A 21944-nucleotide genomic window follows, 5' to 3' on the forward strand; every position below is an offset into this window, starting at 1 on the left:
ATGCGATGGTCCAGGAGGTGCTGAACCTCGGCGAGGAGCTTTACGGCGTGGTGAGCAACGGCCGCGTGCTGCGGCTGCTGCGCGACAGCTCGCGGCTGTCCAGGCTGAGCTGCCTGGAATTCGACCTGGAGCGCATCTTCGGCGACGGCCTGTTCGCCGACTTCGCGCTGCTGTGGCGGCTGCTGCACGCCAGCCGGTTGCCGGCGCGGTGTGAGCAGGCGGCGCAGTGCTGGCTGGAGCGCTACCACCAGGACTCGCTGGACGCCGGCTCGCGCATCCGCGCCGGCCTGTCCAGGGCGGTGGAGCAGGCCTTGAAAGGTTTGGCCAACGGCTTCATCCGGCACCCCGCCAATGGGGCCCTGCGCGAGCGCCTGCAGAGTGGCGCGCTGGCGGCTGACGGGCTTCATCAGCAGCTGCTGCGGCTGATCTACCGGCTGCTGTTTCTGATGGTGATCGAGGAGCGCGGGCTGGTCTTCCCGCCCGGCGTGGAGGTGCGCCGGCGCGAGGTTTACGAGCGCTTCTACAGCCTGCAGCGCCTGCGCCGCCTGAGCGAGAGGCGCCACCTGGCCGACCGCCGCCACGCGGACCTGTGGCCGGCGCTGCGCTCCACCTTCGGGCTGTTCGAAGTCGGCGGCCCCGGCGCGACGCTGGGGCTTGCGCCGCTGGCCGGCGAGCTGTTCGGGCGCGATGCCATCGCCGACCTGGCCGGCTGCGCGCTGGGCAACGACGCGCTGCTGGAGGCGCTGCGGGCGCTGAGCCTGTACGCGCACCCGGACAGCGGGCAGCTCATCCGCGTCAACTACGGGGCGCTGAACGTGGAAGAGCTGGGCTCCATTTACGAAGGGCTGCTGGAGTACGCGCCGGTGCTGCTGTGGCAGGGTGCGCAGCCGCTCTTCGATTTCAGGCGCGGCGACGACCGTGCCAACACCGGCTCGCACTACACGCCCGACGAGTTGGTGCAGCCACTTTTGAAACACTCGCTGGACCACCTGATTGCCGAGCGGCTGCAGTTACCGGAGCGCGCCGCCCGCGAAGCCGCGCTGCTGGATCTGCGCGTGGCCGACGTGGCCTGCGGCTCGGGGCACATCCTGCTGGCGGCGGCGCGGCGCATCGCCATGGCGCTGGCCGTCCAGCGCACGGGCGAGGAGCAGCCCGCGCCTTTGGCCTACCGCACCGCGATCCGCGACGTGATCCGGCAGTGCATCTACGGCGTGGACCTGAACCCGCTGGCGGTCGAGCTGTGCAAGGTGGCGCTGTGGCTGGAGGCGCACGTGCCAGGCGAGCCGCTGAGCTTCCTGGACCACCACGTCAAGTGCGGCAACGCCATCGTGGGCGCCGTGCGGCGCGAGGAGGTCGCCCGCCGCGGCGTGCCGGACGAGGCTTTCAGAACCCTGCCGGGCGACGACAGGGACACCGCCACGGCGCTGCGCAAGCGCAACAAGGCTGAGCGCGCGGGGCAGGGCAGCCTCGATTTCGACCCGGAGGCGGAGCGCCGCATGGAAGTCGCCTTGCAGGACTGGCGTGCGCTGGACGCCATGCCGGACCACACGCCGGCGCAGGTCGAGGCCAAGGCGGCGCGTTTCATCGCGCTGTCGCAAGCGCCGGAGGCGCTGCTGATGAAGCAGCTGGCCTCGCTGCCGATCGCGCAGTTCTACCTTCCCAAGCGCGCAGGGCGGCCGGACCTGCACGTCACCGAAGAAGCCTTCCGGCACTACTGGCAGGGCTCGCGCCCCCCGGAAGGGCCAGCGGTGGAGGCGGCGCTGGCCGTGGCGGAAAGGAAGCGCTTCTTCCACTGGTTCCTGGAGTTTCCGGAGGTGACGGCGCGGGGCGGGTTCGATTGCGTGGTGGGGAATCCGCCGTATATGGGTGGAACGTACCTGAGTGGAACCTACGGACACGCCTTCTGTAATTACGTGCGCTGGGAATTTTCGCCTGCAGGGCTGAGTGACCTCGTTGTGTTTTTCGTGCGGCGCATGCACTCGCTGCTGCGTCTGGGAGGATTCAGTGCCTTCATCACTACCAACTCCATCAAGGACGGTGATGTTCGGGTGGACGGCTTGGAGCAAGTCATCAGGCAAGGTGCGGAAATCAACTTCGCTGTGCGGACGATCAAATGGCCTGGACGTGCCAATCTGGCGGTGTCACTCGTCGCGTTGCATAGATTCCATGATGTTGATGAAAGGTGGCTTGACGGCAGGCGAGTGAATTGGATCAGCGCTTTTCTCGACGACTCGCCCAATGAACTGCCTCCGGAGATTCTGGCTGAAAATCAAGAAAAAGTGTTTGAAGGATCAAAATGGGTGGGGAATGGATTCACGCTGAGTGAACCGGATGCAGTCAAGATTCTTGAGGAAGATCCGATCTTAATTAAAGTTGTCCTGCCCTTGATAAATGGCGAGGAGCTGAATCAGCATCCTTTACAACGGCCGGGTAGGTATGCGGTTTACTTTGCAGACTGGTCCTTAGATCAGACGTCCCAGTATAGAGGTGCTATCGACTGGCTGGTTGCCAATGTCAAGCCTTACAGAGAGGCACATGCCGAGATTGTCCTGAGAAAGAAATGGTGGCTTTTCAAGCGGCCAACAGTGATTTTATATGGTGCTTTAAAGGCTGTGCCGACTTGCTTCGTGGCTACGGCAACCACGAAGTACCTCAATTTTTCTGAGTTGCCTACTACGGCGGTGTTTGCGCATACGCTGAAGGTATTCGCCACCGACCGCTGGGACCTCTACGCCGTCGTCCAATCCACCCTGCACGAAATCTGGGCCCGCAAGTACAGCGGTACCCTGAAGCAGGACCTGCGCTACTCGCCGTCCAAGTGCTTCGAGACTTTCCCGTTTCCTCCAGACCTTTGGGCTATCCCAAGCACCGAGTTGGCCGCCATCGGCGAGCGCTACCACGAGCACCGCCGCCGCCTGATGCGCGAACTGTGGCTGGGCCTGACGGACATCTACAACCTGTTCCACGCCAAGGCCTTGACACCGGCGCTGGTCGCGAAGATCAGTAGGAAATCAGCGGAGGTAGTCCAGGCGGGATATGAAGGCCTGCTGGAACTGCGCCGCCTGCACGTCGCCCTGGACAGCGCCGTGCGCGATGCCTACGGCTGGCGGGAACTGGATCTCGGCCACGACTTCTTCGAAGTCGAAACCCTGCCGGAAAAGGACCGTGTGCGCTTCACCCTCAGTCCCGCCGCGCAGCGGGAATTGCTGCGGCGGCTGCTGGTGTTGAACCTTGAGCGGGCAGAGGCTCAGAAGCAGTCGCCGCTGAGAATATCCAGGCGGGTGGACGATCAGACCTCAGCGCTTTTTGGAGACGGTTGAGCCGGTTTGATGGTCAGTGCAAGGAAACCTGCCTCCCCACCGCCCCCAGTACCCCCCGAATGGCTTCGATCACCGCCTCCGGCTGCTTCCGCTGGATGTTGTGCCCGCTGTTGATCCAGAGCTGTTTCGCCCCCGGATAAAGGTTTACCACGTCGCGCCGCTTCTCGTTTACGTAATCGGCAGTTTCAGAGCGCTCGGCCATGGGTTTCAACGCGCTGAGCACCATCACTGGTTTGCCGGTGAACGTCGGCAGCGCCAGCACCGATTCGCCGGTGGCGTTCAGGAGTTTCAGCTCCTCTTGCGCCGAAGGGGCGGTCAAGATGCCGAAACCCGCCCGCACCCAGCCCGGCCAATGTTCCGGGCTGCCCTTGCCCTGCAGATGCTGCGGGTGCGTGGAATCCACCAGCACCAATCCCGCCACTTCCTCCGGATGGCGCCGCGCGAACCACTGCATGTACAGCCCACCCGCCGAGTGGCCCACCAGCACGTAGGGCGGCTGCAAACCCTTGCTTTTCAGCAGCCCGCGCAATTCCTCGACGATGTGCTCGCCGTCGCGCGGCGTGGCGGCGGGGTCGCTGGCACCGTAGCCAGGGCGGTTGTAGGCAAAGGCGGTGGTGTTCTTTGATATTTCAGTGAAAACCTTGTCCCAGTTTCCAAGCTTCGCGCCTAGGCCATTTTCAAACACCACCACCTGCGGCCCGTTGCGCACCAGTACATATTCGGTGCGATGCTCATCCACCTTTTCAGCCACCGTGCCGGGCAGGGTGGCGCAGCCCGATAACACACTGGTGAACAGCAGGCCAGCGCCGGTCACCAACTGTCCGGCGGAACGCCATGACCACGGTTTCACTTTCCTGGACGGGCTGGTGCCCCGGGCTCGCTGCAGGCCGGGGGTCTTGATGGAAATCATGGCGTGTTGAACCCGTGTGGATACCAGCAGCGAGTATGGCGGCTGAAGCTTTCGGAAAGCTAAGCCCTCCGGTCTCCAGACACGCTGCGCCGCAAGAGCGGCCAGCCGACGCCGCTCCCGCCACCGCCCCGCGCGCCACTCAGGGATAACTCACCGGCGGCATGGGCCGGTTCTGCGGCAGCGGGATGAATTCGGTTTCCTGCGGCACCGCCGGAAAGCGCCCGGCGGCCCAGTCGGCCTTGGCCTGCTCGATGCGCTCGCGCGAGCTGGAGACGAAGTTCCACCACACGAAGCGCGGCGCGTCCATCGCCGGCCCGCCCAGCAGCACCAGCCGCGCCGGCCCCTCCAGCGCGCGCAGCACCACCGGCTCGCCCGTCTTGAACACCAGCAGCTGCCGCGGCCCGTGGCCCTGCGTGGCGTCCTCGGCGTTGACCGACACCTGGCCCTCGATCACGTAGGCCGCGCGCTCCTCGTGCAGCGGCGGCAGCGGCAGCTGCGCGCCGGGTGCCAGCCGCACCTCCACGTAGAACATCTCCGACAGCGTGCGCACGGGCGAGTGCGCGCCCTCGAAGTCGCCCAGAATGACGCGCAGGCTGCAGCCCCCGGCCTCCATCTGCGGCAGCTCTCCGGCACCGTGGTGCACGAAGGAGGGCTCGGCTTCCTCGTGCGCCTTGGGCAGCGCCACCCAGAGCTGGATCCCGGCCAGCGGGCTGTGGCCGTCGCGCCGCTCGGCCGGCGTGCGCTCGGAATGCACGATGCCGCGCCCGGCCGTCATCCAGTTCAGCTCGCCGGGGCGGATGGGCTGCACCACGCCCAGGCTGTCGCGGTGCAGGATCTCGCCCTCCAGCAGGTACGTCACCGTGGCCAGGCCGATGTGCGGGTGCGGGCGCACGTCCAGCCCGCGCCCGGCCTCGAAGCTCACCGGTCCCATCTCGTCGAAGAACACGAAGGGCCCCACCATGCGCCGCTCGGCCGAGGGCAGCGCGCGGCGTACCGTGAAGCCGTCGCCCAGGTCCGAGCTGCGGGGAATGACGATGGTCTCCAGTGCGTCCATGGACATGGCGGTCTCCCGGGGTGGTTGGTCAAGCGGTCAGCCGAGCTCCAGCAGCAGCGGCTGGTGGTCGGAGGCGGTCGTGCGCGCGTCCACGCGCAGCGCGCGCAGGCGCGGCGCAAGGTCGGTGCTGGCAAACACGTAGTCGCAGCAGTAGGGCGGCTCCGGCGCAGGCCCCTCGTGCGGCGCGAAGGTCGGCGGGTGCGGCTCCTCGGGGTGCAGTTGCGCCCAGGCGTCGAGCCAGGCCGGCGTGCCGTCGGGGAAGGGCGCCAGCAGCCGGCGGTACTCCGGCGAGCCCGGCTTGAAGTTCATGTCCCCTGCCAGCAGCGCGGGGCCGCCGCGGGGCAGCACCAGGAACGGGCCTTCTTGCTCGGCCCGCGGCTGCCGCGCGTGCGCCGCACCCTCCTGCTGCAGCTCGCGCAGCCGCTGCACCTGCGCCAGGCGCTGGGAAAGGGCGTAGTAGGCGAGGTGCGTGGTCATCACGCGCAGCGGCCCGAAGGGGGCGCGCAGCGTGGCCTCGATGGCCAGCCGCGGCATGCTAGGCACGCCCGGGGCGGCCGGCCAGGGCAGCTGGTGGCGCAGCACCTGCAGCACTGGCAGCCGCGACAGCAGCAGGTTGCCGAAGCGCCGGCGCGAGCCCGCCGGGCCGGGCACGTCCACCGCCACGCCTTCGACGGCGGTGAAGCTTGGCAGCGCCAGAGACAGCTCACGGAACTGGTCGCCGGCAGCGCCGCCGGGCAGCCGAGGCCAGCCGTCGGCCACCTCCTGCAGGCACAGCACGTCGAAGTCGGCCAGCGCGCGGGCGTCGGCCACGATGCGCTCCAAGTCCACGCGGCCGTCGGTGCCGCGGCCCCACTGGATGTTCCAGGTGATCAGCTTCACGGGTCGGCTCCTCCAGGGCTGAGGGCGGCGCCAGCAGACGAGGTGCCCGCCGTCGGCCATGGCCGCGACTGTGCAACCGACCAGGCGTCAGCGTGCAAACAAATTCGTCGTGCCGCCGTCCTCAGCTTCGGAGGCGGCTCCTCACCAGCGCGCTGACACCTCCACCCCCGCGCCGCGCGGCCCGATCAGCGGCAGCACCGTCACGCGGCGCTCCTCCTTCGGGTCCACCAGCCACCAGGTCGCCGCGGCCGAGAGCGCGGCGCTGCCGAGCACGTCGCCCCAGCGGTGCCGGTTGGCGTCCACGCGTGTCCAGCCGACGTAGGTGGCGGCCAGGTACATCGGCCACGCCGCCTCGATGCCGTGGCGCCGGTGCATGTAGGTCGCGGCCGAGAAGGCGCGCGAGGCGTGGCCGGAGGGAAAGGACTCGTCGTCGGAGTGGTCCGGGCGCTCCACATTGGTGGTGCGCTTGAGCACCTCGGTGGCGCCCATGGTCACCACGAAGGCCTTGCCGAATTGCCAGGCGCCCTCGCGGTCGCCCTGGTAGAGCTCGTAGGCGGCCACGCCCAGGGGCATGGCGTAGCTCAGCACGTCGCCGGCACGGCGCTGGCCGTCGGCCCAGGCGGCGGTGGACATGGAAAGGGCGGCGCCCAGGCCCAGCAGGGCCACGCCGCGGCGGGAAGTGGAGATGGGGGAGAAATTCATGGCGCGCATGATGCTGGGCGCCAGATGAAGACCGGGTTAACCGCACACGGAAATCGACCGGCACAGCCCTCGGCCGGCGCTTTGCGTGGTTTTCATGCAACGGGCGGCGCGGGCCGCCGCGCAGGTGTCGGGCTCAATCCCGGGCCGACACGGCCATCCACCACACCCGGACCTCGCTGCCGCCGGTTGAATCCTTCAATTCCACCTTGAAGCGATTTCCCGCAGGCACCAGCAGCATCACCGTGTTGCCCGTGATCCAGCGGCCCGAAGGGTGGAAATGGGCCGATGCCGTTTCCATCAACCCATCCGCCGCCGGCATGTCGGAATCGGGCCAGGAAAATACCTCGACGCGCCCTTGGCTGCCCTCGTCTTCGCGGCAGGCGCCGTTTCCGAAAACGGAAATGCGGGCCAGCAGAAAACCGTCCTTGCGCGCCGTATAAAGGGTGTGGGGCGACAGGGGTTCCAGGGCGCCGGGAAAGGCCATGGGCTGCGACAGCTCGCAGAAATAGGCCGAGGCCCTGGGGTTTCCAAAGGCGGTCGTGCTCCGGACCTGGAACGGCGTGCCCTTGCGCACCGGCATGCAGAAGCTGCCGGATTTCACCAGGACATTCTCCAGCGGCGAATACTGGCAGGACGACATCGCGACCACGCACGGGCTGCCGCACAAAGTTTGCAGCCCTTCCAGCCACCCCGCGGAATCCTCCTCGCACTCGCCCCGGGCCAGCACGAGGCCGTCCCGGGTGGCCTGGAAAGGCGTATTCAGGTCCAGCGGCACCGGCGGCTTGAGCGCGGGCATGCCATGGCCGCCCAGGGCGGCCAGCCTCATGCAGTCGTCTTGCCCGCGCATTTCCAGCGCCTGGCTGCGGAGTTGGCGCAGACGGTTGGGCAGAAAACCTGGCCCTCGCCCCGAACGGCGCTTCAGAAATGGGGGATGGCGCCAGTCCCCAATTCCTCGGGCCGGTATGAAAGGGTTGTCAGCCATTTCGCGGCGGTCCAGGAAAATATCTTGGTGCATGATGGCCTTTCAAACAGCTCGTGGCGGGCATGCTAGTGAGGACTGGCGGCGAAGTTGTGCCGTGCGGTCCTGGAGTTATGCTGCAAGGAAAAATCTTCGTCCGGCCGGACTCGCGGTTCCTGGTGCGGCGGGCGTCGAGAAAACAATTCACGCATGGTCATTTCCTACATTCCCTCTCAGTTGGTCCCGCGCATCCTGGTCGTCGACGACGTGGAGCCGGACCGGCGGCTGCTGGCGGAATTCCTGCGCCGTCACGGATACAGGCTGTTCCTGGCCGAAAACGGCCGCGACGCGGTGGAAAAGGCCCGCTTCGTGCTGCCCGACCTGATATTGATGGACATCAACATGCCGGAATGCGACGGCATCGCCGCCTGCCGCCGGCTCAAGGCCGATCCGGCAACGGCGGGCATTCCGCTGATATTCCTCACCGCCGCAGCCATGCCGCAGGAGCGGGTGCAGGGGCTGAGCGAGGGGGCGGTGGACTACGTGACCAAGCCCTTCGACTTCGACGAGGTGCGGCTGCGCGTGGGCATCCACCTCGACGCCGCGCGGCGCCCGGCCGGCCCGTCCACGCCCACGGCGCCGGTGCCGGCCGAGGCGCCGCCGCGCCCGGCCTCGGTGGAGGAGGTGGTGTTCAAGGCCGCGCAGCGGCTGCTGCTGGAGCACCTGGACCAGACGCCGCAGCTGGCCGAGCTGGCACGCGCGGTGGGCACCAATGCGCGCCGGCTCAACGAGGCCTTCCGCAAGTGCTGCGGCGCCACCGTCTTCGACTACCTGTACGAGGCGCGCATGCAGGAGGCGCGGCGGCTGCTGGCCGAGACGGGGCTGGAAGTGCAGACCATCGCCGCCGACCTGGGCTACGGCAGCACCAGCAACTTCTCCACCGCCTTCCGCGAGCGCTTCGGGCTCTCGCCGCGCCAGTACCGCAAGGCGCCGGAGCCTGGCGCATGAATGCTCGGGCGCGCCGGGCGCTGGTGCTGCTGCTGGCCTTGCTGTGCGGACTCGGGAGCCTGTGCGCCCGGGCCCAGGGGCTGGACCTGGCGCGCCCGGAGCCGCGCCTGGACCCGGGCGTGCTGCTGGAGGCGCTGGCGGACCCGCAGGCCCGGCTGGAGCCGCTGCAAGCGCTGCAGGCGCCGGGCTGGACACCCGCCACGCCGCGGCAGCTCAACCCGGACATGAGGCAGGGCCTGGTGCCGGGCCGGCTGTGGCTGCGGCTGCGGCTGGTCAACCAGGGCCCGCAGAGCGTGACGCGCTGGGTGGCGGTGGGCGCCTGGCGCATCGAGCACATGCGCGCCTACGAGGTCGAGCCCGAGGGCACGCGCGTGCGCCAGGCCTGGACCGGCGGCATCGAGCATCCCCTGCGCGAGCGGCCCGTCCCGGGCATGAAGAACATCTTCCCGGTGACGCTGCAGCCGGGGCAGGAGATGGTGTTCCTGGCGGAGGTGCGCCTGCGCCTGCTGGTGCGGGTGGACCTGAGCGTGTGGGAGCCGCCGGCCTTCCGCGAGCAGGAGGCGCAGGAAAAGCTGCTGGTGCTGGTGTCGGTGGGCATGCAGCTGAGCTTGGCGGCGTATTTCCTGTTGCAGCTCGCGGCGCGGCGCGAGCGCGTCTTCGGGCTGTTCGCGCTGTGGGTGCTGCTGATAGCGCTTCACCAGCTGTCGTATCACGGCTTCGTCTACCGCTACCTGCTGTCCGAGGGCGGCCCGATCGAGCCACGGCTGCGGGTGGTGCTGAGCAGCCTGACGGTGGGCGTCTCGCTGCTGTTCCTGTACCGGGCGCTGGAGCTGTACCGCCTGCGGCCGTGGCGGCGCTTCTACCGCGCGCTGCTGGCGGGCTTCGCGGGCGCGGCCGTGGCGGTGCCGTGGATGAGCCCGGTGGCGGCCGGCGTGGCCACGATGCTGCTGGTCCTGCTGGCCCTGCTGTTCACGCCGCTGTCGATGTGGGCGGCCTGGCGCCACCGCTTGCCGCGCTTTCGCATCTGCCTGCTGCACTACTGCGTCTGGTGGGGCGTCTCGGCGCTGCGGGTGCTGCAGCTCACGGTGCTGCCCCTGCTGGTGTCCTGGGACGACGACCTCATGCAGTGGACGAACCTGGGCATCGTCGCCATGGTGCTGCACGCGGTGATGAGCCACTACCACGGCACGGTGCGCGACAAGCTCGATGCCCAGGCCGCGCTGCTGCGCGCCCAGGCCGAGGAGCAGGCGCGGCTGGAGCGCGCGGTGCAGGAGCGCACGCGGGCGCTGCAGGACGCGCTCATCGCCGCGCGCGACGCCGACGCGGCCAAGAGCGACTTCCTGGCCCGCGTGAGCCACGACCTGCGCACGCCGCTGACCTCCATCCTTGGCTACGCCGGGCTGCTCAGCGGCGCCGGGCGGCGCGAGGCCGAGCACGGGCGCGTGATCCTGCGCAGCGCGCAGCACCTGCTGGCGCTGCTCAACGACCTCATCGACTACGCCCGCGGCGGCGTGCAGCCCGACGCGCTGCAGCTCGCGCCGCTCTACACCGCGGCGCTGCTGGAGAACCTGGCGGCCGAAGGCCGGGCGCTGGCCGCGCGGCAGGGCAACCGCTTCGAGCTGCAGGTGCGCGGCGCGCTGCCGACGGCGGTGGAGGCCGACGCCAAGCGCCTGCGCCAGGTGCTGCAGAACCTGCTGGCCAACGCGGCCAAGTTCACGCGCGGCGGGCGGGTCGCCTTCGAGGTGGAGGTCGCGCCCGAGCCCGACGAGGCTGGGTGCTGCCGCTTCCGCTTCACGGTGCGCGACACCGGCCCGGGCATCGAGGCGGCGGTGCTGCCGCACCTGTTCGAGCCCTTCCAGCGCTCGCGGGCGGCGGACCGGCCCGAGGGCCTGGGGCTGGGGCTGGCGATTGCGCGGCAGTGGACCGAGCGCATGGGCGGGCGCATCGCGGCCGAGAGCCGGCCGGGCGAGGGCACGTGCATGCGCGTGGAGCTGGCGCTGCGCCCGGTGAGCGAGGAGGCCATCGCCCGGCCGCAGCGCATGCTGGAGCAGGAGCAGCCGCCCGAGCTGGACGGCAGCGGGCGGCGGCTGTGGGTGGTGGAGGACAGCGCCGCGGTGCGCGAGATGCTGTGCGCCGAGCTGGAAGGCCTGGGCTTCGAGGTGCTGGCGCTGGACGGCGGCATGCAGGCCCTGGCGCGGCTGGACGATGCCGCGGCACCGGCGCCGGACCTGGTGCTCACGGACCTGCAGATGCCCGGTGCGGACGGCCACGCGGTGCTGGCGGCGCTGCGCGCGCGCTGGCCCGCGCTGCCCGTGGTGCTGCTCAGCGCGGCGCTGGAGTCCCGGCTGCGCGAGCCCGCCGGCTTCTCGGCGGTGCTGGGCAAGCCGGTGAGCCGGGCGCAGCTGCGCACGACGCTGGCCGGCCTGCTGGGCCTGACGCTGGACGAGGGCGGCTGCGAGGCCGCGCCGGCCGCCGCGCTGCAGCCACCCCCGCCGGAGTACCTGTCCGAGTTCGCCCGGCTGGTGCGCCTGGGCGCGGTGTCGGACGTGGCCGACTGGGCGGCCCAGCTGGCCGCCGCGCAGCCGCCCTGGAGCGGCTTCCTGGAGCGGCTGCGGGCGCTGGCGGAGCAAGGCGACCTCAAGGGCTGCGAGCGGATGCTGGCGGCCCCGGCCGGGGTCGCGGCCGAGCCGGCTTAGAGCACGAAGTCCGCCGCCGTTCAGCCCGGCGCATTCCCCGCGCGCTGCCGCAGCGCCGCCGGCGATTCGCCCGTCCAGCCCTTGAAGGCGCGCGTGAAACTCTTCTCGTTGTCGAAACCCGCCGCCAGCGCGATCTGCTTGACGGGGCGGCTGCTGCGCAGCAGCAGCTCCACGGCGATGTCGCGCCGCACTGCGTCCTTCAGGGCCTGCAGCGATGTCGATTCCTCCTGCAGCTGGCGGTGCAGGCTGCGCGTGGACAGGAACAGCGCCCGCGCCACCTCGTCCGCGTTCGCCCCGGGCTGCTGGCGCAGCCGCTCGCGCACGCGCTGCGCCAGCAGCCGGTCGCGCCGGTACTGGCGCACCGTCAGCGGCAGCGCGCGCTTGAGCATGCCGTTGAGCGCCGCCTCGTCGCGGCGCAGCGGCAGCGCCAGGTAGCGCGCGTCGAAGCTGAAGCCCGCTTGGGCCGCCTCGAAGCGCACCGGCCCGGGGAACATGTGGGCGTAGGCATCGGCATGCGCCGGCGCGGGGAAGGGGAACGCCGCCTCCAGCAGCGGGATGCGCGAATCCACCGCCCAGCAGGCGTAGCCGTGCACGTAGCGCAGCAGCGTCACCAGGCAGAACTCGCGCAGCTCGCCCAGCGCGCGGTGCTCGGTGATGGACAGGCGGGCCGTGTTCTCGCCCACCTCCAGCTCCAGCAGCACGTCCTCCGTCAGCAGCCGGTGGTGTCGGCGCCAGCGCTTGAGCGCCAGTCCCAGCGTTGCGGCGCCGGTGCTGGCGCGGCACAGCATCCCGTAGCTGCCCCAGGGCAGGCGGCGCCCGAACCAGCCCAGCGCCTCGTCGTCCAGCGCCTGCATCGCGGCGGCGGAGACGGCTTCCATCTGCAGCGCCGTGATGCGCGCTTGGCGGTCGCACAGCTCTGCTGGCGTGATTTGTGCCGCCGCCAGCGTCGGCGCCGGGTCCATGCCCCGGCGCTCGAAGGCCAGGACGATGCACCGGACGAAGGCCATGGGGGTGACGGCGGGGGGCGTGCTCATGATGGCCTGCAAGTTTGGCAGCTTTTGCAACCCCACTGGCCGCCGCCGTGCCGCGCTCGGGCCTACGCTCGCCCTCGGCACCAGCGCACCAAAGGAGACAAGCCATGACCCAGCTTCCCGGCCTGAACTTCGGCCTCGGCGAGACCATCGAGATGCTGCGCGACACGGTCGCGAACTTCGCTTCCAAGGAGATCGCTCCCCGCGCCGCGGCCATCGACCGCGACAACCTCTTCCCCGCCGACCTGTGGAAGAAGCTCGGCGACCTGGGCCTGCACGGCATGACGGTGAGCGAGGAGTACGGCGGCACGAACCTGGGCTACCTCGCCCACATCGTGGCGATGGAGGAGGTCTCGCGCGCCTCGGCCTCGGTGGGCCTGAGCTACGGCGCGCACTCCAACCTGGCCGTGAACCAGCTGCACCGCAACGGCACCGCCGCGCAGAAGGACCGCTACCTGCCCAAGCTGGTCAGCGGCGAGCACGTCGGCGCCCTGGCCATGAGCGAGCCCGGCGCCGGCTCCGACGTGGTGAGCATGAAGCTGCGCGCCGAGAAGAAGGGCGACCGCTTCGTGCTCAACGGCTCGAAGATGTGGATCACCAACGGCGGCGACGCCGACACCCTCATCGTCTACGCCAAGACCGACCCCGAGGCCGGCCCCAAGGGCATCACGGCCTTCATCCTGGAGAAGGGCTTCAAGGGCCTGTCCTTCGGCGAGAAGCTTGACAAGCTGGGCATGCGCGGCTCCAACACCTTCCCGGTGTTCTTCGACGACTGCGAGGTGCCCGAGGAGAACGTGCTGGGCGGCGTGGGCAACGGCGTGCGGGTGCTGATGAGCGGCCTGGACTACGAGCGCGCCGTGCTCTCCGGCGGCCCGCTGGGCATCATGGCCGCGTGCATGGACGCGGTGATCCCGTACGTGCACGACCGCAAGCAGTTCGGCCAGAGCATCGGCGAGTTCCAGCTCATGCAGGGCAAGCTGGCCGACATGTACACCACGCACCAGGCCTGCCGCGCCTACGTCTACGCCGTGGGCAAGGCCTGCGACTCGGCCGACCACGCGCGCACGCTGCGCAAGGACGCCGCCGGCGCGATCCTGTACTCGGCCGAGAAGGCGACCTGGATGGCAGGCGAGGCGATCCAGACCCTGGGCGGCGTGGGCTACACCAAGGAGTTCCCGGTGGAGCGCCTCTGGCGCGACGCGAAGCTCTACGAAATCGGCGCGGGCACCAGCGAGATCCGCCGCATGCTCATCGGCCGGGAACTGTTCGCGGAGACCCTGTGATGCAGGCGCTGGACAGCCGCATCGACCCGCGCTCCGAGGAGTTCAAGGCCAACGCCGCCGCGATGCGCGCGGTGGTCGAGGACCTGCGCCAGCAGGCCGCCCGCGCCGCCCAGGGCGGCGGCGAGGCGGCGCGGGCCAAGCACACCGCCCGCGGCAAGCTGCTGCCGCGCGACCGCGTGGACCAGCTGCTGGACCCGGGCAGCCCCTTCCTGGAGATCGGCCAGCTCGCCGCGCACGGCATGTACGACGGCGACGCGCCCAGCGCGGGCGTGATCACCGGCATCGGCCGCGTGCAGGGCGTGGAGTGCATGGTGGTCGCCAACGACGCGACGGTGAAGGGCGGCACCTACTACCCGATGACGGTGAAGAAGCACCTGCGTGCCCAGGAGATCGCGCAGGCCAACCGGCTGCCGTGCATCTACCTGGTGGACTCGGGCGGCGCCTTCCTGCCCAAGCAGGACGAGGTGTTCCCGGACCGCGACCACTTCGGGCGCATCTTCTTCAACCAGGCCAACATGTCGGCGCAGGGCATCGCGCAGATCGCGGTGGTGATGGGCTCCTGCACCGCGGGCGGCGCCTACGTGCCCGCGATGAGCGACGAGACCGTGATCGTGCGCAACCAGGGCACGATCTTCCTGGGCGGCCCGCCGCTGGTGAAGGCTGCCACCGGCGAGGTGGTCAGCGCCGAGGACCTGGGCGGCGGCGACGTGCACACGCGCGTCTCCGGCGTGGCGGACCACCTGGCCGAGAACGACGGCCACGCGCTCTACCTGGCGCGGCGCATCGTGGCGCGGCTGAACCACCGCAAGCCCGACACCGTGGTGCTGCAGAACGCCGAGCCGCCGCGCTTCGACCCGGAGGAGCTGTACGGGATCATCCCGCGCGACACGCGCAAGCCCTACGACGTGCGCGAGGTCATCGCGCGCGTGGTGGACGGCTCGCGCTTCGACGAGTTCAAGGCGCGCTACGGCAGCACGCTGGTGACGGGCTTCGCGTCGCTGCACGGCATGCCGGTGGGCATCGTGGCCAACAACGGCATCCTGTTCGGCGAGTCGGCGCAGAAGGGCGCGCACTTCATCGAGCTGTGCTGCCAGCGCGGCGTGCCGCTGCTGTTCCTGCAGAACATCACCGGCTTCATGGTGGGGCGCAAGTACGAGAACGGCGGCATCGCCAAGGACGGCGCCAAGATGGTCACGGCCGTGGCGACGGCGCAGGTGCCCAAGATCACCGCGATCATCGGCGGCAGCTTCGGCGCCGGTAACTACGGCATGTGCGGCCGGGCCTACTCGCCGCGCTTCCTGTGGATGTGGCCGAACTCGCGCATCAGCGTGATGGGCGGCGAGCAGGCCGCCAGCGTGCTGGCCACCGTGCGGCGCGACGGCATCGAGGCCAAGGGACAGAGCTGGAGCGCGGAGGCCGAGGAGGCCTTCAAGGCGCCCATCCGCCAGCAGTACGAGGACCAGGGCCATCCGTACTACGCCACGGCGCGGCTGTGGGACGACGGCGTGATCGACCCGGCGCAGACGCGCCGCGTGCTGGCGCTGTCCCTGTCCGCCGCGCTGAATGCGCCCATCGAGCCGACCCGCTTCGGCGTCTTCCGCATGTGAGGCCGTGATGAGCACTCAACCCTTGAAGATCGAACGCGCCGGCGGCGTCGCCCGCGTGGTGATGAGCCGGCCCGAGGTGCACAACGCCTTCGACGAGGCGCTGATCGCGGCGCTGACCGAGACGTTCCGGGCCCTGGACGCGGACGCGTCCGTGCGCGTGGTCGTGCTGGCCGGCGAAGGCAAAAGCTTCTCCGCCGGCGCGGACCTGAACTGGATGCAGCGCCAGAGCGCCGCGCCCCTGGAAGCCAACCTGGAGGACGCGCGCCGGCTCGCCGAGCTGTTCCGCACCATCGCCACCTGCGGCAAGCCGACCATCGCGCGCGTGCACGGCGCGGCGCTGGGTGGCGGCATGGGGCTGGCGTCGGCCTGCGACATCTGCGTCGCCTCCACGGCGGCGTCGTTCGCGACGTCGGAAGTGAAGTTCGGGATCATCCCTTCGGCCATCAGCCCCTACGTGATCCGCGCCATCGGGCAGCGGCAGGCCACGCGCTACTTCCAGACGGCGGAGCGCATCACGGCGCAGCGCGCCTGGGAGCTGGGGCTGGTGCACGAGCTGGCCGCGGCCGACGCGCTGGACGCGGCGGTGGACCAGGTGGTGTCGGCGCTGCTGGCCGGCGGGCCCAAGGCGCAGACGGCGGCCAAGGAGCTGATCCGCGCCGTGGCCGACCGGCCCGTCGACGCGGCCGTGATCGAGGACACGGCGCGGCGCATCGCGACGCTGCGGGCCACGCCGGAGGCGAAGGAGGGCCTGTCGGCCTTCCTGGAGAAGCGGCCGGCGGCGTGGGTGGGAGGGCAGTGAGATGTTCAAGAAGATCCTGATCGCCAACCGCGGCGAGATCGCCTGCCGGGTGATCCGCACCGCGCGGCGCATGGGCATCGCCACGGTGGCGGTGTATTCCGAGGCCGACGCCAACGCGCGCCACGTGCGCCTGGCCGATGAGGCGGTGCTGATCGGCCCGGCCGCGGCGCGCGAGTCCTACCTGCGCGGCGACCGCATCCTGGAGGCCGCGCGCGCCACCGGCGCCGAGGCCATCCACCCGGGCTACGGCTTCCTGTCCGAGAACGAGGACTTCGCGGAAGCCTGCGAGGCCGCGGGCGTCGCCTTCATCGGCCCGCCCGCGTCCGCCATCCGCGCCATGGGCAGCAAGTCCGCCGCCAAGGCGCTGATGGAGAAGGCCGGCGTGCCGCTCACGCCCGGCTACCACGGCGACAACCAGGAGCCCGCCTTCCTGGCGGCGCAGGCCGAGGCCATCGGCTACCCGGTGCTGATCAAGGCCAGTGCCGGCGGCGGCGGCAAGGGCATGCGCCGCGTGGACCGCGCCGCGGACTTCGAGGCCGCGCTCGCCTCCTGCCAGCGCGAGGCCACCAACGCCTTCGGCGACGCGCACGTGCTGGTCGAGAAGTACGTGCTGCAGCCGCGGCACATCGAGATCCAGGTCTTCGCCGACCGGCACGGCCGCTGCGTCTACCTGTTCGAGCGCGACTGCTCGGTGCAGCGCCGGCACCAGAAGGTGCTGGAAGAGGCACCCGCGCCGGGCATGACGCCGGAGCGCCGCGCCGCCATGGGCCAGGCCGCCGTGGAAGCGGCCAAGGCCGTGGGCTACGTGGGCGCGGGCACGGTGGAGTTCATCGCCCAGGGCGACGGCTCCTTCTGGTTCATGGAGATGAACACGCGGCTGCAGGTCGAGCACCCGGTGACGGAAATGATCACCGGGCTGGACTTGGTGGAGTGGCAGCTGCGCGTGGCCGCCGGCGAGCCGCTGCCGCTGGCACAGGAACAGCTGTCCATCGACGGCCACGCGCTGGAGGCGCGCATCTACGCCGAGGACCCGGACAAGGGCTTCCTGCCCTCGACCGGCCGGCTGCTGCACCTGTCGCCGCCCGCGGAGAGCGAGCACGTGCGCGTGGACAGCGGCGTGGAGCAGGGCGACGAGATCACGCCGCACTACGACCCGATGATCGCCAAGCTGATCGTCTGGGGCGCCGACCGCACGCAAGCGCTGTCGCGCATGCGCCAGGCGCTGGCGCAGTTCCGCGTGGTGGGGGTGCAGAACAACGTGGAGTTCCTGGCACGGCTGGTGGCGCTGCCGGCCTTCGCGCAGGGCCGCTTCGACACGGGGCTGATCGAGCGCGAGCAGGAAGCCCTGTTCCCGCCCGGGCGCGAGGTGCCCGAGAGCGTGTGGCTGATCGCCGCGCTGGCCGAGCTGCAGCGCGAGCAGCGGCAGGCGCAGAAGGCGGCCGAGCGCAGCGCCGCCGCCGATTCGCCCTGGGCCGCGCTGGACGGCTGGCGCCTGAACGGCCGCGCGCAGCGCCGGCTGCAGCTGCGGCTGGGCGAGCAGCTGCAGGCGGTGATGGTGGAAGTGCTGCCGCGCAACGCCTGGCGCCTCGGGCTGGAAGGCGGCCCGGCGGTGGAGGCGCGCGCCACACCCGGCGCCGACGGGGCGCTGCTGGTGCAGCTGGGCGAGCGGCGGCTGCACGCGGCGGTGGTCGCGGCGGGCGAGCGGCGCCACGTCTTCTTCGAGGGCCGCAGCTGGCCGCTGAGCCTGGTGGACAGCCTGCACGTGGGCGGCGGCGGCGACGAGGCCGAAGGCGGATTGCGCGCGCCCATGCCGGGCAAGGTGATCGCGTGGCTGGCGCAGCCCGGTGCCGCGGTCGAGAAGGGCGCCCCGCTGCTGGTGCTGGAGGCGATGAAGATGGAGCACACCATCACCGCGCCGCGGCAGGGCGTGGTCAAGGCGTTCAGGTACGCGCCGGGCGAGCAGGTCGCCGACGGGGCGGAGCTGGTGGAGTTTGGAGAGCCGTCATGAGCGACAACCGTGTGCGCATCGTCGAGGTCGGCCCGCGCGACGGGCTGCAGAACGAGAAGCAGCCCGTGCCCACGGACGTGAAGCTGGAGCTGATCGCGCGGCTGGCCGACGCGGGCCTGCGCGACATCGAGGCCACGGCCTTCGTCTCGCCGAAGTGGGTGCCGCAGATGGCGGACCACGCCGACCTCATGCGCCGCCTGCCGCGCCGCCCGGGCGTGAACTACCCTGTGCTGGTGCCCAACCTCAAGGGCCTGGAGGCGGCGGTGGAGTCCGGCGCGACCGAGGTGGCGGTGTTCGCGGCGGCATCCGAGAGCTTTTCGCAGAAGAACATCAACTGCTCGATCGCCGAGTCGCTGATCCGCTTCGAGCCGGTGATGGAGGCTGCGCGGGCAGCGGGGGTGAAGGTGCGCGGCTACGTCTCCTGCGTGGTGGCCTGTCCCTACGAGGGCCCGGTGGCGCCGCTGCGGGTGGCGGAGGTGGCGGCGCGGCTGCACGGCATGGGCTGCTACGAGGTGTCGCTGGGCGACACCATCGGCACCGGCACGCCGGCCAGCGTCACGGCGATGCTGGAGGCGGTGGCCGCGCGCGTGCCGGTGGCGCAGCTCGCCGGCCACTACCACGACACCTGGGGCATGGCGGTGGCCAACGTGGCCGCTTCCTACGCACTGGGCCTGCGCGTCTTCGACGCCTCGGTCTCCGGCCTGGGCGGCTGCCCCTACGCCAAGGGCGCCTCGGGCAACGTCGCGACGGAAGACGTGGTCTACCTGCTGCAGGGCCTGGGCGCCGACACCGGCGTGGACCTGCAGCAGCTGGCGGAAACCTCGGCCTGGATCAGCGGCGTGCTGGGGCGCGAGCCGGGCTCGAAGGTGACACGGGCGCTGCGGGCGGCCTGCGCCTGAAGCCGCTTCGCCGCGGCGGGTGCGGGAGCGCTCGCCCAGGCGCGCTGGTGGGAGGCCCGCTTGCTTCCAGGCTCGGCCATGGCAGCAGCGATCCGGCCCGCCAGCGGGCTTCCTTCCCGGCGCATGCGCGGCGCTCTACCAGCCGGCGGACGGCGATGCGCTCGCCTGGCCCCTCGGCATACCGGGGTGCGCCAGGCCCGAAGTGGTGACCTGGGTCAGCCGACCGCGCCAGTCGTGAGAGCCGGTAGTTCGTTCCTGAGCGCGGCGACGGAGGATGGAGCTTCCACAGACTCCCTGTGGCCGGAGAAATTCCACATGATCACCGCCGCCATTCTTGGAGCGGCCGAGCCGGGTAACTCTGATCTGTATTACCAGTCCATCCTGGGCGGCATGAACAAGTATGCCGCGGCCTACGGAATCAATACCAAACTCCGGGTCGCCCATTTCCTGGCGCAGATTGCCCATGAGAGCGGGCTGAAAACGGTGGAGGAGAGCGGCAATTACAGCACCGAGCGCATGCACCAGATATTTGGCTGCAAGGGCGGCTCCAAGAATTACGACGCGGGGCACGACGATTGCAAGCTGGGCCGGCTGCGAGAAAAACTCTGGACCGAGCAGGCCAGGTGCGCCCGCAATTCCAAGAACCTGCTGGGCTACGTTTACGCCAACCGGCTCGGCAACGGGGACGAGGTCTCGGGCGACGGCTTCAGGTACCGCGGCCGGGGCATGATCCAGCTGACGGGCAAGACCAATTACAAGGGCTTCACGAATTCGCACAACGCGCGCAATCCCGATGACCCACGGGATTTCGTCGAAAGGCCGGAGCTGTTGATCGACATCATCGATTACGGTGTCGAGTCGGCTTTCTACTTCTGGGATTCCCGCCCCCTGAATGCCGCTGCGGATGCCGACGACGTGGTCGAGGTCACCCGGCTCATCAATGGCGGCGACATTGGCCTGCCCGACCGCAAGGCGCGGCTGGCCCGAATCAAGGCAGCGATGTGAAGCTATTGCGTCTGTTTTCCCTGGCCTCCGTCCTGTTCGCCGCCGCGATGGCGCCGGCCGGGGCGGCTGAAAATACTCTGTGCGGGACCGACGAAACCGTCGTGTTTTCCTGCCACGTGGGCAAGAAGATCGTTTCGCTGTGCCGTCCCGTCGCCGGGGAAAAGGCGCTGGTTTACCGCTTCGGCGCCGCGGGCCGGCCGGAGCTGGTGTTCCCGGAAAGCGGCCACGCCGGCGGCCCTGGTTTCACGCGCTCCGATGTCCTGCGCTTTGGTGGCGGTGCGACCGCGGTGTCGTTCCAGCGCGGCGAGTACCGGTACAGCGTCTACAGCCAGCTCGGCCGCAGCGAGGGGACGGAACGCACGCCCGAAGTCGAGGACGGCGTGCTGATCCTGCGCAACGGCAAGCCCTTGCGGCGGCTGGTCTGCGACGACGGCGGCGAGGGCTTCCGCGAGGACATCAACTGGCTGCCCCTGGTCAAGTGAGGCCTTGATGGGCAGCCGCGGCCCCCGCCGGCAGGCGCGGGCCACGGCAACGGGCCCAGGTCAACTTCAGTGCATCTGCGCCCGGCTGATCCGTCCCCAGCGCGCGCCGTGCATCAACGCCAGGAACTGGTCCTGCGACAGCCGCAGCAGCTGCTCGTGGTCGCCGGTCTCCAGGTAGACCACTTCGCGCTGCTCCAACTCGTCGTCCACCACGGTTTCCAGTCCCCAGGCCATGCCCACGGGCGGCACGGCGCCGGGCTCGCAGCCGTCGAGCAGCTCGCCCAGGCGGCGCTCCTCCACCAGGCGCAGCTCCTGGCGGCCCAGCAGCTGCGCCACCTCGTGCGGCATCACGCTCTTGTCGGCGGGCAGCACGGCGATCACGCAGCCGTGCGGGTCTTCCAGCATCACCGCCTTGGCCAGCTGGCTGGGCGGCACGTGGGCGGTGCGCGCGGTCTCGGCGCTGCTGCGGCTGTGCGGGTGCCAGCAGACGTCGTAGCGGGTGGCGTGCTGGTTCAGGTAGTCCGATAGACGCGAAGGAATGGACATCTCAGCCTCCTTGGTCGATGCGACGGCGCCCTGCGTTGCACAGGGCGGGAGGCGAGTGTGCGCCGCTGGCGGGCGGGCGGCGGCTTGGCCCCGATGGCGTTGCAGGCGGGGGCTCGAGGGCCTGCCGGTGTCTCACGCGCCGGCCTGAAGCTGCTCCAGCCGCCGCGCCGCGTCTTCGGCTCCCATCTTCCTTGCTGCCTCCACCGCGCTCGTGCCCGTGGCGTCGCGCACCCCGGGGTCGGCGCCGCGCGCCAGCAGCAGCTCCAGCAGCTCCAGCCGGTTGAACATGGCTGCCAGCATCAGCGGCGTGCGGCCGTCCGGTCCCACGCCGTCGACGTGCGCGCCCTGCGCCAGCAGCAGCTCCACCATGGCGTGGTCGCCCTTGAAGACCGCGCCGCCCAGCGGCGTCTGGCCGCGGTCGTTGGCCAGCTCGGGGTCGGCGCCGTGGCGCAGCAACGCGGCGGCGGTGTCGTGGTGGCCGTGGTAGGCAGCCAGCATCAGCAGGCTGTCGCCCTTGTGATCACGCAGGTTGGGCGGCAGGCCGCGCTCCAGCAGCGAGGCGATGCGCGCGGCGTCGCCACGGCGCACCGAGTCCAGCACGCCGTGCAGGAAGTCCAGCGTTTCCTGGTCGATGGGGGAATGAAAAGCGGTGTCGTCTGGCATGTCTATTTCCCGAACAGGTTCCGGATTCAGTATCGCCGGCTTTCAGGATTCGATCGCATGCCAACTTGTGCACAAAAGATCTGAGTGCTGATCA

At 70.2% G+C, this 21944-nt stretch carries 18 protein-coding genes; 10 read left to right on the forward strand and 8 right to left on the reverse strand.

Going from position 1 to position 21944, the window contains the following annotated elements; all coding sequences use genetic code 11:
- Positions 1–17 precede the first annotated feature (17 nt).
- Positions 18–3320, forward strand: coding sequence for an Eco57I restriction-modification methylase domain-containing protein (locus tag H537_RS45745; RefSeq protein ID WP_156901958.1), 3303 nt, complete (start codon positions 18–20; stop codon positions 3318–3320).
- A 13-nt stretch (positions 3321–3333) separates the two neighbouring features.
- Here H537_RS45745 and H537_RS45750 read toward each other — a convergent pair whose 3' ends face one another.
- From H537_RS45750 to H537_RS0127150, 5 genes are all read right to left on the reverse strand, one after another.
- A complete protein-coding gene (locus tag H537_RS45750) occupies positions 3334–4230 on the reverse strand; it encodes an alpha/beta fold hydrolase (protein ID WP_169517098.1) in 897 nt (298 codons plus the stop codon).
- 139 nt (positions 4231–4369) lie between these two features.
- Entirely contained in the window at positions 4370–5284 is a 915-nt protein-coding gene (locus H537_RS0127135) for a pirin family protein (RefSeq protein ID WP_375136340.1), read from the reverse strand.
- Positions 5285–5320: 36 nt separating this feature from the next.
- A complete protein-coding gene (locus H537_RS0127140; protein WP_029000371.1) occupies positions 5321–6163 on the reverse strand; it encodes an endonuclease/exonuclease/phosphatase family protein in 843 nt (280 codons plus the stop codon).
- Between the two features lie 141 nt (positions 6164–6304).
- Positions 6305–6865: a phosphatase PAP2 family protein gene (locus tag H537_RS45755; protein ID WP_169517099.1), complete on the reverse strand. Its 561-nt coding sequence runs from the start codon at positions 6863–6865 to the stop codon at positions 6305–6307.
- A 133-nt stretch (positions 6866–6998) separates the two neighbouring features.
- Entirely contained in the window at positions 6999–7880 is an 882-nt protein-coding gene (locus tag H537_RS0127150) for a hypothetical protein (protein ID WP_156901959.1), read from the reverse strand.
- A gap of 153 nt (positions 7881–8033) precedes the next feature.
- Here H537_RS0127150 and H537_RS0127155 point away from each other — a divergent pair, with 153 nt between their 5' ends.
- Positions 8034–8831, forward strand: coding sequence for a response regulator transcription factor (locus tag H537_RS0127155; RefSeq protein ID WP_051243308.1), 798 nt, complete (start codon positions 8034–8036; stop codon positions 8829–8831).
- The gene (locus H537_RS45760) at positions 8828–11527 is read left to right on the forward strand and encodes a hybrid sensor histidine kinase/response regulator (RefSeq protein ID WP_084150967.1); all 2700 of its coding nucleotides are present in this window, start codon (positions 8828–8830) and stop codon (positions 11525–11527) included. Before H537_RS0127155 ends, H537_RS45760 begins: the two co-directional genes overlap by 4 nt.
- 20 nt (positions 11528–11547) lie before the next feature.
- Here H537_RS45760 and H537_RS0127165 read toward each other — a convergent pair whose 3' ends face one another.
- Positions 11548–12561, reverse strand: a complete 1014-nt coding sequence (locus H537_RS0127165) for an AraC family transcriptional regulator (protein ID WP_029000374.1) — start codon at positions 12559–12561, stop codon at positions 11548–11550.
- Positions 12562–12665: 104 nt separating this feature from the next.
- Between H537_RS0127165 and H537_RS0127170 the strand changes: the two genes are divergently transcribed.
- The 7 genes from H537_RS0127170 (at position 12666) to H537_RS0127200 (ending at position 20641) form a co-directional block, all read left to right on the forward strand.
- The gene (locus H537_RS0127170) at positions 12666–13841 is read left to right on the forward strand and encodes an isovaleryl-CoA dehydrogenase (RefSeq protein ID WP_029000375.1); all 1176 of its coding nucleotides are present in this window, start codon (positions 12666–12668) and stop codon (positions 13839–13841) included.
- Complete coding sequence (locus H537_RS0127175; protein WP_029000376.1) at positions 13841–15448, forward strand: carboxyl transferase domain-containing protein; 1608 nt, start codon at positions 13841–13843, stop codon at positions 15446–15448. The genes H537_RS0127170 and H537_RS0127175 overlap by 1 nt, the downstream gene beginning before the upstream one ends.
- A gap of 7 nt (positions 15449–15455) precedes the next feature.
- On the forward strand, positions 15456–16247 hold the full coding sequence (locus H537_RS0127180; RefSeq protein ID WP_029000377.1) for an enoyl-CoA hydratase/isomerase family protein: 792 nt from the start codon (positions 15456–15458) through the stop codon (positions 16245–16247).
- A gap of 1 nt (position 16248) precedes the next feature.
- Positions 16249–18255, forward strand: coding sequence for an acetyl/propionyl/methylcrotonyl-CoA carboxylase subunit alpha (locus tag H537_RS0127185; RefSeq protein ID WP_029000378.1), 2007 nt, complete (start codon positions 16249–16251; stop codon positions 18253–18255).
- Positions 18252–19154, forward strand: a complete 903-nt coding sequence (locus H537_RS0127190) for a hydroxymethylglutaryl-CoA lyase (protein WP_029000379.1) — start codon at positions 18252–18254, stop codon at positions 19152–19154. Before H537_RS0127185 ends, H537_RS0127190 begins: the two co-directional genes overlap by 4 nt.
- Before the next feature lie 315 nt (positions 19155–19469).
- Positions 19470–20159, forward strand: a complete 690-nt coding sequence (locus H537_RS0127195) for a glycoside hydrolase family 19 protein (RefSeq protein WP_211235091.1) — start codon at positions 19470–19472, stop codon at positions 20157–20159.
- A gap of 116 nt (positions 20160–20275) precedes the next feature.
- Complete coding sequence (locus H537_RS0127200; RefSeq protein ID WP_156901960.1) at positions 20276–20641, forward strand: hypothetical protein; 366 nt, start codon at positions 20276–20278, stop codon at positions 20639–20641.
- Between the two features lie 66 nt (positions 20642–20707).
- On the opposite strand, the gene H537_RS0127205 is transcribed toward H537_RS0127200, so the two are convergent.
- Complete coding sequence (locus H537_RS0127205; RefSeq protein ID WP_029000382.1) at positions 20708–21187, reverse strand: aminoacyl-tRNA deacylase; 480 nt, start codon at positions 21185–21187, stop codon at positions 20708–20710.
- A gap of 132 nt (positions 21188–21319) precedes the next feature.
- On the reverse strand, positions 21320–21850 hold the full coding sequence (locus H537_RS0127210) for an ankyrin repeat domain-containing protein (RefSeq protein WP_029000383.1): 531 nt from the start codon (positions 21848–21850) through the stop codon (positions 21320–21322).
- Positions 21851–21944 lie beyond the last annotated feature (94 nt).

The organism is Azohydromonas australica DSM 1124, assembly GCF_000430725.1.
In the GTDB taxonomy this organism is placed as follows: Bacteria; Pseudomonadota; Gammaproteobacteria; order Burkholderiales; family Burkholderiaceae_C; genus Azohydromonas; species Azohydromonas australica.